This is a genomic window from Streptomyces sp. TRM64462 (genome assembly GCF_013362995.1).
Lineage (GTDB): Bacteria > Actinomycetota > Actinomycetes > Streptomycetales > Streptomycetaceae > Streptomyces.
Window position 1 is genome coordinate 1 of record NZ_JABWDV010000281.1, and the last position, 11,061, is coordinate 11,061.

Consider the following 11,061-nt stretch of genomic DNA (forward strand, 5'->3'; position numbering starts at 1 on the left):
GTACGCCCTCGTGGTCGCCGACGCCCGGCTGCGGGAGGCGCTGCTGCCGCTGGCCGAGTCGGTGTGGGAGGCGGCGGAACCGCTCACGGACGAGGCGGAGCAGGAGGCGGCGGATGTGGAGCCGGGGGAGGCGGAGCAGGAGGCGGCGGCCCTGCCGCGTACCGCTCCCTCCCAGGACGAGCAACGGGAGCTCCTCGCCCTGCTGGCCGCGGGCCTGAAGGACGAGGCCATCGCCCGCCGTCTGGGCGTCCACGTCCATACGGCGCGGCGCCGGATCAGCCGCCTGCTGGAGGCGCTGAACGCCCGCACCCGCTTCCAGGCGGGCGCACGCGCGGCGGAACGCGGCTGGCTGAGACTCTGAGGCGCCGCGACGCCACTACTCCGCAGCCCTGCGGCCCTGCCGCACACCGTACTGACGTCGTACTGACACCACCGGCCAGCAGGATGGACGGCATGCACCACCACTCACCACTCCGCCGGCTCGTACGGAGCGCCGCCGTCCTGTGCGCCGTGTCCACCCTGTCCGTCGCCACGGCCTGTACGGCGGGCCCGGTCCGCCCGGCGCCGCGCCCGCCGGGCGGCACCGCCGGAGCGCCCTCGGCCGCACCGTCGGCCGAGGAGTTCGACGCCCTCCCCTCGGTGGGCGTCCTCCGGGACGGGGACGACCACTGGTGCACGGCGAGCGTCGTGGACAGCCCGCGTGGCGACGTCGTGGCGACGGCCGCGCACTGCGTCGACGGCTACACGGACGGGGACGAGGACGCCCTGCGCGGCCTGCGGTTCGTGCCCGGCTTCCACGGCGCGGGCGGGGGCACGGCGCCGTACGGGACGTGGCGGGTCAAGGCGGTGCGTGTGGACGACGCCTGGCGGGACGACGGCGACGACGCCCACGACTTCGCGTTCCTGACCCTGGAACCGGACGACGCGGGCCGCCCGGTCCAGCGGGTCGTGGGCGCGGCGGCACCCGACTGGTCGTCGCCCCCGCACCGCCGCGTCACCGTCGTCGGCTACCCGAACGAGGACCACAACCCGGCCAACCGCCCCATCGGCTGCACCACGGAAGCCGCGACGGACCCGGACGTGGCGGGCTGGATCCGGATGGAGTGCGGCGGCTTCTACGACGGTACGAGCGGCAGCCCCTGGCTGGCGGACTACCGCGACCCGGCGCACCCGGGCAGGGTGATCGCCGTCCTCAGCGGCGGCGACACCGACGACGTGTCGACGGCGGCCCTGTTCGGCCCGAACGCCCGGAAGCTGTACGACGAGGCGGTCGCCGCCGGCTGAGACACCACCCGGAGCCCCGTACGGACACCCCGCACCGTCAGGCGGCGGCCAGTCGGCGGTCAGGCGGCCGTCACGGCGGTCACGCGGCCGCGGTCAGCCCCGCATCGGCACCGTCCGCGGCGTCCGCCGCCCCGGCCATGGCCGGGGAGAGGGCGATGGCGAGCACCTGCCGTACGTCCGTCACGGCGTGGACGTCCAGGCTGTCGAGGACCTCGGCCGGGACGTCGTCCAGGTCGGCCTCGTTCCGCTTCGGTATGACGACGGTGGTGATGCCCGCCCGGTGCGCGGCGAGCAGCTTCTGCTTGACGCCGCCGATGGGCAGGACCCGACCGGTGAGCGAGACCTCGCCGGTCATCGCCACGTCCGTGCGCACCAGCCGTCCGCTGAGGAGCGAGGCGAGCGCGGTGGTCATGGTGACACCCGCGCTGGGCCCGTCCTTGGGCACGGCGCCCGCCGGGAAGTGGATGTGGACGCCGCGGTCCTTCAGCCCGGTCACGGGCAGTTCGAACTCGGCGCCGTGGGAGCGGAGGAAGGAGAGCGCGATCTGCGCGGACTCCTTCATGACGTCGCCGAGCTGCCCGGTGAGGGTGAGTCCGGCGGCGCCGGTCTCCGGGTCGGCCAGGGAGGCTTCGACGAACAGGACATCGCCGCCCGCGCCGGTGACGGCCAGGCCGGTGGCGACGCCGGGCACGGCGGTACGGCGCTCGGCCGGGTCCTGGGCCGACTCGGGCACGTGGTGGGGCCGCCCGATGAGCCCGCGCAGGTCGGCGTCGCCGACGGTGAACGGCAGCTTCCGCTCGCCCAGCTCGACCTGTGCGGCGACCTTGCGCAGCAGCCGGGCCACGGCGCGCTCCAGGTTCCGTACGCCCGCTTCGCGCGTGTACTCGCCGGCGAGCCTGCGCAGCGCGGCGTCGTCGATCACGACCTCGTCGGCGCCGAGCCCGGCCCGCTCCAGCTGCCGGGGCAGGAGGTGGTCACGGGCGATGACGACCTTCTCGTCCTCGGTGTAGCCGTCGAGGCGGACCAGCTCCATCCGGTCGAGGAGCGCCTCGGGGATGGCTTCGAGCACATTGGCGGTGGCGAGGAAGACGACGTCGCTCAGGTCGAGTTCGACTTCCAGGTAGTGGTCGCGGAAGGTGTGGTTCTGCGCGGGATCGAGCACTTCCAGCAGTGCGGCGGCGGGATCCCCGCGGAAGTCGGACCCGACCTTGTCGATCTCGTCGAGCAGGACGACGGGGTTCATGGCCCCGGCTTCCTTGATGGCGCGGACGATACGCCCGGGCAGCGCGCCCACGTACGTACGCCGGTGCCCGCGGATCTCGGCCTCGTCGCGGACGCCGCCGAGGGCGACCCGTACGAACTTCCGCCCCATGGCGTGCGCGACGGACTCGCCGAGGCTCGTCTTGCCGACGCCCGGCGGACCCACGAGGGCGAGCACGGCCCCTCCGCGCCGCCCGCCGACGACGCCGAGGCCCCGGTCGGCGCGCCGCTTCCGTACGGCGAGGTACTCGGTGATGCGCTCCTTCACGTCGTCGAGCCCGGCGTGTTCGGCGTCGAGTACGCGCTTGGCACCGCCGATGTCGTACCGGTCCTCGGTGCGCTCGTTCCAGGGCATCTCCAGGACGGTGTCGAGCCAGGTGCGGATCCAGCCGCTCTCGGGGGACTGGTCACCGGCCCGCTCCAGCTTGCCGACCTCCTTGAGGGCGGCCTCGCGCACGTGCTCCGGCAGATCGGCGGATTCGACCCGGACCCGGTAGTCCCCGGCCTCGTCCTCCGCCTCGTCCCCGTTGAGCTCGCGCAGCTCCTTGCGTACGGCGTCGAGCTGACGGCGCAGCAGGAACTCGCGCTGCTGCTTGTCGACGCCTTCCTGGACGTCCTTGGCGATGGACTCGGCGACGTCCTGCTCGGCGAGGTGCTCGCGGAGCTGCTCGGTGGCGAGCTTGAGCCGGGCGACGGGGTCGACGGCCTCCAGCAGCGCGACCTTCTGCTCGACCGTGAGGAACGGCGAGTACCCGGAGTTGTCGGCGAGGGCGGACACGTCGTCGATCTGCTGCACCCGGTCCACGACCTGCCAGGCGCCACGCTTCTTCAGCCAGCTGGTGGCGAGGGCCTTGTACTCGGTGACGAGTTCGGCGACGGCACCCGGCAGGGGCTCGGGCACGCCCTCCTCCACGGTGGACCCCTCCACCCACAGGGCGGCTCCCGGCCCCGTGGTCCCGGCCCCGATCCGCACCCGCCGCACACCCCGGACCAACGCCCCGGAATGCCCGTCGGCGAGCCGTCCGACCTGCTCGACGGTCCCGAGGACACCGATCCCGGCGTACGTCCCGTCGACCCGCGGCACCAGCAGCACCCTCGGCTTCCGCCCCGTGTCCCGCGCGGCCACCTGAGCCGCCTCGACGGCGGCCCGCACATCGTTCTCGGACAGATCCAGCGGCACCACCATCCCCGGCAGCACGATCTCGTCGTCGAGCGGCAGCACGGGCAGAGTGAGCGATGCGGGCGTCGAAGCCATGATCTCCCCTTCGGCAGTCAAGTTGAGCTCTACCGACTCAATGCTTCTGCGTCCCGCAGTGTTCCCCGACGCGCGTTCGCCCTGAGCGATCACGCGGATCGTGTCCTATAGCGGCTGACATTGCATAGGTCAGCCGGACCTTGCATCTGGATCTGCATCGTTCAGTTGGATCTTGCATACGGCTGCGGCTTCGTAAGACGGTGGCCACGGCTGTGGGCCGACATCTATGTGTCAGCGAGTTCCGACATGGAGTGTCAGTTGTTCCGACACGAGGTGTGCCACTAAGGCTTCTCTTCCTTGCCCAGGCGGTTGTTTGTATGCCAGAGCGCCTCGGCAACAATGACGTTCGCCAGGAGCAACAGCCAGCCCCCGGGTTCGAGCACGGAGCGAATGTCGTACGCGGGGTTGCCGTCGTCGATTGTCAGGCCGACTGTCATCGAGAACAGGAACAGCCCAAGCAGCGTGCAGAAGAGGAGCCAGAGGGTGCCGAGTCTGGCCGCCGCGCCCGCTAAGGAGCGGTAGGCAGAGTCCGAGGACAGCCGCAGCAGGTACAGCAGCCCGCACACGATGAGCGCGACCGTGCCGAAGACGCCGATCGGGACGACCATCCAGTCCGAGTTCACGCCGGTGATGCCGCTCGGATATGCGGTCCACGGGTGGGCCCAGTCGAAGTACGCGGTCACCTGGGAGACCTGCCGCCCCGTGGAGTCGCTGGTCCAGGTCTCGGTCATGACCGGATTGGCCGTTGCCGCGAACAGCACCACCGCCGCGAGCAGCAGCTTGACAAGATGGAGGACGACGACGCCGGCTGTACGGCGCTTCGGTTCGGGCGGTTCGGCGACCCGGGTCGGCGCGAGCGGGGCGAGCAGAACGGTGTCGGCAGCGTCCGGGTCGCTGGGCTGGCCAGGGTCGGCGTCGTGCAGCAAGAGCCCACGCAGCGCACCTGTCCGTTCCTGAATCGCGGCGCGAGCCCCGTCGATCCGCATCCAGGCCCCGGGGACGAGCGCGCCCCCGAGCTCCCGCTCGCAGAGTTCGACGATCGTCGGTGCTTCGGGGCGCTCTCCGGGTTCCTTTTCGAGGCAGGCGGTGATCAGGTCACGGAGCGGCGCGGAGGGGACCGCCGATAGGTCAGGTTCGTCGGCGACGATGCGGTGGGCCACGCCCCACTCGTTCTCCGCGCCGAACGCCTCGCGGCCGGTCACGAGGAAGTACAGCGTGGAGCCGAACGCGAAGACGTCGGAGGGTGCGCCGACAGTACGGCCCATAGCCTGCTCCGGCGACATGTAGAGCGGGGTGCCGATTCGGGTGGAGTGGCTGCTGTACGTCACGGACTGGGTCAGCGACTTCACGATGCCGAAGTCGATGACCTTGGGGCCCGTCTCGTCCAGCATGATGTTGCCGGGCTTGAGGTCGCGGTGCACGACGTGCGCGGCATGGATGTCGGCGAGGGCGTGCGCGATGCCCCAGGCCAGGAGCAGCACCTGCGGGGCGGGCAGCGGGCCGCGTCCCGTCACTAGGTCGCGCAGGTTCGGTCCGGCGACGAACGCCGTGGCCAGCCAGGGCTGTTCGGCGTGCGGGTCGGCGTCGAGCAGCGGTGCCAGATGGGCGCCCCGCACCCGCTGCGCGGCCCGTACCTCCCGCGCGAACCGCTGCCCGAATTCGGCGTCCCGGGCGAACTCGGGCCGGATCACCTTCACTGCGGCCGACTGCCCGCCCGGCGAGGAGGCGATGAACACCTGCCCCATTCCGCCCTCGCCCAGCCGTGCAGCCAGCCGGAAGTCCCCCAGCTCCGCCGGGTCCTGCGCCTGGAGTGCCGTGAACCGGAATTGCGCTGTCGACATGCCGCTCCTCTCCCCCGTCACCCGCCGCCGTGCCGCAGCTCCACCCGGAAGAGGGCCTCGACCCGCTCCCAGGCACTGTCCGCGGCCACATTGTCGTACGTGTCGCACCCTGGGAAGAAGAAAGCAGCACACGTTTGGCGCTGGTACTACTCTTGTCCGGATGTCCTCGCTGAGGTGGGTGCCGGGCTGGATGTTCCCTACCGAACCCCAGCCGGGTTCGGTAAGGCATCACGGCTCTGACGTTCGTCGCATGTGACCTGGAGCCGGTGGACCTCGGTAGCGGTCTGGATGAGGCCGCGTCGAAAGGCGATCCGATCCACGACGGCGCAGAGCCGACGATCCCCCGAAGGCCTTGTCTCACTCGGCGAACGGGGAACATCTGCGGGAGGGAAGCGTAACGGCCCTCGCCCGCGGATTCACCCACTGACAATTCCGCTGCCGGACCACTGACAACTCCATGTCGGACGACAACGGCGGGACAGCGGTGCGCTTGGGAATCGCCGCCGAAGATGCAAGGTTGAGGTGACCGGAGTTCCGAGCGCGCAACCTGACCTTTCACCTCGCTGGTCACGCCCACCACGCCATGCAGTCCCCAACGGGATCGGGCAGATCGCCCGACCGCGGGTCCCGCGCGGTCAGGCGATCGGTGCCGCGGCGGCGCAAGGGCGCCGGCAGGCGGCCGAGGGTGTGCCGGCAGGCGACACCCGGACGCACCGTCAGTAGAAGGCGCGCTGCTCGCAGTCGGTGGCGACCGTGTCGCCGGGGTTGGCGGCGACGTAGTCGAAGCCGGCGCCGCAGCTCTCGACGACATCTCCGGGGGCGCCGTCACGGAGGTTGATCTGGTCCGATCCGCCGGCGGTGCGCACCGTGTCGGTGCCGGTCCCGGCGTCGATCGTCGTGTTCAGCGTCGCGGCGATGACGATCTGGTCGTCGCCGTCACGCAGCTGCACGGTGACGCGGCCGACGGACGCGGCGGGCCCGCAGGTCGCCAGGATGTCGCTGCGCTGGACGCAGCCCGGGCCCGCCGTGACGCCGGCCTCGTCCTGGATGGCCACCTCGTTCTGCAGCACACCGACGATGACGTCGTTCTGCTCGCCCGCGTTGGCGGTGTACACCACGTACGAGCCGTAGCGGACGGCGTTGCCGCCCTGGGCCTGGGCGGGGCCGGCCACGGCCAGCGGCAGGGCGAGCCCGACGACGGCGGCGGGGGTGACTACGCGCCACCACGCGGCGGCCGTCCCGATCCGGGGTTTCTTCATGCGGTCACTCTCCCTATGACGTTCATGCGGCTTGAGGCCCGTGCGGCCCCCACCGCTACGGAAACAGAGAGTGACGCACCCCGCACTACTTGTTAATCCCTGGCGACGTCGACCACTGTCATGCGTAATAGATCTATGCTGAGTTCAGTCATTACATCTGCCTGGGTTCGCGGCTGGGCCGTCTCCCGGGGCACCCCGCCGCCCGTCGAGCAGCCGTGGGGGTACCGCATCGACGTCGGGCTTCCCCAGCACGTGTTCCGGCACGTGCTCCCGGAGCCCGACGAGGAGACCGTCCGCGCGCTCTGCGCGGACGTCACCGTGCCGCACGCCTGGCTGAAAGTGCTCGCCGCGCCCGAGGACGTGACCCGCTGGATCACGCCCGGATGGACCGTGCCCGACGACCCCGGGTTCATGATGTTCACCGAGCTGCGCCGCACCCCGGCCCCCGCGCTCCCCGACGGGTACACGCTGCGCACCGAAACCCGCGACGGTGTCGTCCGCGCCCGGGTCCTGGCCGCCGACGGCACCCTCGCCGCCCGCGGCCAGATCGCCCCGACGGGCCGTACCGCGGTCGTGGACCAGGTCGAGACGTACCCCGGCCACCAGCGGCGCGGCCTCGGCACCGTCGTGATGCGCACCCTGCAGACCGCGGGCGCCGCGGCCGGCGCGACGACCGGCGTCCTGGCCGGCACCACGGAGGGCCGCGCCCTGTACGGCTCCCTGGGCTGGCGGTACCAGGGGCCGCTCACCGGCGTCGTACGCACCGAGGAAGCGTCCGCGCAGCCCGCGCCCCATGCCGCCTGACCGCCACCAGGTCCTGAGGCGGCACCCGGACCCACCGCCGCCGCCCCCCCCTCCGGCCCATGACGCACATCACAGCACCCTCCGCCGCAGCGCCTATGGTGGAGGCCATGCCTCAGACGCTCGACCGACGTGAAGGCCCGTTCGGCGAAGTCGTGCTCCGGCAGCGCGGCGAGCACTTCGAGATCATCGCCAACGGCACCTTCCTCATGGACACCTCCGACGGCCGCTCGGAGCGCCTGCTGATCGACGCCGCGCTCCGCGCGCTGGGCGCCCGCCGCTCACCCGCCGTCCTGATCGGCGGCCTCGGCGTGGGCTTCTCGCTCGCCCACGCGGCCGCCGAGCCCGCGTGGGGCCGGATCGCCGTCGTCGAGCGCGAACAGGCCATCATCGACTGGCACCGTGAAGGCCCGCTCGACGCGATCTCGGGCGCGGCGCTCGCCGATCCGCGCACCGCGCTGCTCCATACGGACCTCGTCTCGTACGTACGGGCGGCCCCCGGCACGTACGACGCGCTGTGCCTCGACATCGACAACGGCCCCGACTGGACCGTCACCGAGAGCAACGACAGCCTGTACTCGCCCGCCGGTCTCGCGGCCTGCGCCGCACGGCTGAATCCGGGCGGTGTGCTGGCCGTTTGGTCCGCGAAGCCGTCCGCCGCATTCGAAGAGTCCTTGCGGAATGCCGGATTCAGCGGGGTAAGAACCGAAGAGGTCCCGGTTGCCCGAGGCGTACCGGACGTGGTCCACCTCGGAGTTCGCCCCGCGTAGCCGGGACGCGGTCGCTGCCTTTATGTTGTTGACCCTACGTACGGAACGCACGGATCTACAGGCTCGCGCAGGACGCGACAGGGGCGGGGCATGGAGCACGCACACACCAGCCACACCGGCAACGCGGTCACGCCGGGTACCCAGCGCCGGGTCCTGGTCGTCGAGGACGACACGACCATCGTGGAAGCCGTCTCCGCCCGTCTGAGAGCCGAGGGGTTCCTCGTGCAGACGGCGTCGGACGGACCGTCGGCCGTGGACGCCGCCGAGGCGTGGCAGCCGGACCTGATGGTCCTGGACGTCATGCTGCCCGGCTTCGACGGCCTTGAGGTCTGCCGCCGGGTCCAGGCCCAGCGCCCGGTGCCGGTCCTGATGCTGACCGCCCGGGACGACGAGACCGACATGCTCGTCGGGCTCGGCGTCGGCGCCGACGACTACATGACGAAGCCGTTCTCGATGCGCGAGCTCGTCGCCCGGGTCCACGTCCTGCTGCGCCGCGTGGAGCGCGCGGCGCTGGCCGCGGTCACGCCGCGCAGCGGCATCCTGCGCCTGGGCGAGCTGGAGATCGACCACGCCCAGCGCCGGGTCCGCGTCAGGACCGACGACGTCCACCTGACGCCGACCGAGTTCGACCTGCTGGTCTGCCTGGCCAACACACCGCGCGCCGTCCTGTCGCGCGAGCAGCTCCTCGCCGAGGTGTGGGACTGGGCCGACGCGTCCGGCACGCGGACCGTCGACAGCCACATCAAGGCGCTGCGCCGGAAGATCGGCGCCGAGCGGATCCGTACGGTGCACGGCGTCGGATACGCGCTGGAGACCCCGGCGCCGTGAACCACGGCGTCACCCGGGACCCGGCCCGCGGCACGAAACGGGTCCCGGGCCGGGGCACGGACAGCCGTGAGGACCGGGGCGCCACCAGCGGACCCCGGCTGCGGCCCCGGCTTCCCCGGCTGCGGCCCCGGCTTCCCCGGCTGCGCTCGCTCAGCATCTCGATCAAGACCAAGCTCGGCACCCTCGTCGTGGTCTCCGTCTTCATCACGACCGGGCTCCTCCTCGTCGCCCTGCGCACCCAGACCGAGCTGCGCTTCATCACCGTCTTCTCGGTGATCGCGACACTGCTCCTCACCCAGTTCGTCGCCCACGGCCTCACGGCCCCGCTCGACGAGATGAACACGGTCGCCAAGGGCATCTCGCACGGCGACTACACCCGTCGCGTGCGCGGCGCGGGCCGGCGTGACGAGCTCGGCGACCTCGCATCGACGATCAACCGCATGGCGGACGACCTGGAGGCGGTGGACCGGCACCGCAAGGAGCTGGTCGCCAATGTGTCGCACGAGCTGCGCACCCCGATCGCGGCGCTCCGCGCGGTCCTGGAGAACGTGGTGGACGGCGTGTCCGCCGCCGACCCCGAGACGATGCGTACGGCGCTCCAGCAGACGGAGCGGCTCGGCCGCCTGGTGGAGACGCTCCTGGACCTGTCGCGCCTCGACAACGGGGTCATCCCGCTGCGGTCGCGGCGCTTCGAGGTGTGGCCGTACCTGTCGGGCGTGCTGAAGGAGGCCGGTCTTGCCGCCGCTTCGCACCGCACGGTGGGCTCGGGCTCGGGGCCCCGGGGCCGCTCGGACGTGCATCTGCACCTGGACGTGTCGCCGCCCGAGCTGACCGCGCACGCGGACATGGAGCGGCTGCACCAGGTCGTGGCGAACCTGATCGACAACGCCGTGAAGCACTCCCCGCCGCACGGCAGGGTCACCGTACGGGCGCGGCGCGGCCCGTACCCGGAGTCGCTGGACCTGGAGGTCCTGGACGAGGGCCCGGGCATCCCGGAGCCGGAGCGGCGCACGGTCTTCGAGCGGTTCAACCGGGGCAGCGTCCCGTCCCCGCACGGCCCGGGCAGCGACGGCGGTACGGGCCTGGGCCTGGCCATCGCGCGCTGGGCGGTCGATCTGCACGGTGGCCGTATCGGTGTGGCCGAATCGGCACGGGGCTGCCGCATTCTCGTCACCCTTCCGGGGATCCCACCGCAGCGCGGTTGACGTAGGGTTTCGAACCGGGATCGCACCGCGTCCGTGTATCTGTACGGACGGATGACGCGCGGGGCGCGGACCCGGTCAGGGGTGCGGACGACCGAGTGCCGCAGCCCTGGTCAGGGCTACCCGGTCACAGCCGGTCACTGCCGAACCACGCTTGTTTCCCGCCATTTCTTCCCGCGAAACCCGCCGTTCGGTGTGATGTACGCGACGATGGCACGCCCGGCCTGCACCTCTCGCCCGTAGAGGCGTAGCCTTTATTTCCGCTGTCCATCACCTTGTGAAGCGGAAGAGGGCGGTTGCCGCCGTGTCGTCTCAGTCCCCCAGTAACTCGAGCATCTCGACCGACCCAGACGGACAGGGCCAGAGCCCTGCCGCCGCGTTCGGCGCCAATGAGTGGCTCGTCGACGAGATCTACCAGCAGTACCTCCAGGACCCGAATTCGGTCGACCGTGCCTGGTGGGACTTCTTCGCCGACTACAAGCCGGGCGTGACCGGCGCGGCGGACAAGCCGGCCGGCCAGGCCGGGCAGGCCGCCGCGGCACCCGCGGCCCCCACGGCAGG

Annotated in this window: 10 protein-coding genes; 7 read left to right on the forward strand and 3 right to left on the reverse strand. The window is 71.7% G+C overall.

What is annotated here, in order from left to right:
• Both HTZ82_RS13370 and HTZ82_RS13375 read left to right on the forward strand, forming a co-directional pair.
• Positions 1 to 361, forward strand: a 361-nt coding sequence (locus tag HTZ82_RS13370; protein WP_175409577.1) for a helix-turn-helix domain-containing protein, incomplete at its 5' end; no start/stop codon positions are given.
• A 92-nt stretch (positions 362 to 453) separates the two neighbouring features.
• Positions 454 to 1,284, forward strand: a complete 831-nt coding sequence (locus HTZ82_RS13375; protein WP_175409578.1) for a serine protease — start codon at positions 454 to 456, stop codon at positions 1,282 to 1,284.
• Between the two features lie 79 nt (positions 1,285 to 1,363).
• On the opposite strand, the gene lon is transcribed toward HTZ82_RS13375, so the two are convergent.
• The 3 genes from lon to HTZ82_RS13390 form a co-directional block, all read right to left on the reverse strand.
• Positions 1,364 to 3,799 (reverse strand): endopeptidase La, encoded by a 2,436-nt coding sequence (lon, locus tag HTZ82_RS13380; RefSeq protein WP_175409579.1) that lies wholly within the window; start codon positions 3,797 to 3,799, stop codon positions 1,364 to 1,366.
• A gap of 281 nt (positions 3,800 to 4,080) precedes the next feature.
• Entirely contained in the window at positions 4,081 to 5,640 is a 1,560-nt protein-coding gene (locus HTZ82_RS13385) for a serine/threonine-protein kinase (RefSeq protein ID WP_175409580.1), read from the reverse strand.
• 716 nt (positions 5,641 to 6,356) lie between these two features.
• Positions 6,357 to 6,899 carry a hypothetical protein gene (locus tag HTZ82_RS13390; protein ID WP_175409581.1) on the reverse strand — a complete coding sequence of 181 codons (543 nt, stop codon included), beginning with the start codon at positions 6,897 to 6,899 and terminating at the stop codon, positions 6,357 to 6,359.
• A gap of 135 nt (positions 6,900 to 7,034) precedes the next feature.
• Here HTZ82_RS13390 and HTZ82_RS13395 point away from each other — a divergent pair, with 135 nt between their 5' ends.
• The 5 genes from HTZ82_RS13395 to HTZ82_RS13415 form a co-directional block, all read left to right on the forward strand.
• Positions 7,035 to 7,703 carry a GNAT family N-acetyltransferase gene (locus HTZ82_RS13395; RefSeq protein WP_175409582.1) on the forward strand — a complete coding sequence of 223 codons (669 nt, stop codon included), beginning with the start codon at positions 7,035 to 7,037 and terminating at the stop codon, positions 7,701 to 7,703.
• Between the two features lie 107 nt (positions 7,704 to 7,810).
• Positions 7,811 to 8,470: a spermidine synthase gene (locus tag HTZ82_RS13400; RefSeq protein ID WP_175409583.1), complete on the forward strand. Its 660-nt coding sequence runs from the start codon at positions 7,811 to 7,813 to the stop codon at positions 8,468 to 8,470.
• A 90-nt stretch (positions 8,471 to 8,560) separates the two neighbouring features.
• A complete protein-coding gene (locus HTZ82_RS13405) occupies positions 8,561 to 9,298 on the forward strand; it encodes a response regulator transcription factor (RefSeq protein WP_175409584.1) in 738 nt (245 codons plus the stop codon).
• 119 nt (positions 9,299 to 9,417) lie between these two features.
• Positions 9,418 to 10,503: an ATP-binding protein gene (locus tag HTZ82_RS13410; RefSeq protein WP_254711828.1), complete on the forward strand. Its 1,086-nt coding sequence runs from the start codon at positions 9,418 to 9,420 to the stop codon at positions 10,501 to 10,503.
• A 301-nt stretch (positions 10,504 to 10,804) separates the two neighbouring features.
• Positions 10,805 to 11,061: hypothetical protein (locus HTZ82_RS13415; protein WP_175409585.1), on the forward strand; the 257-nt coding region annotated here is incomplete at its 3' end.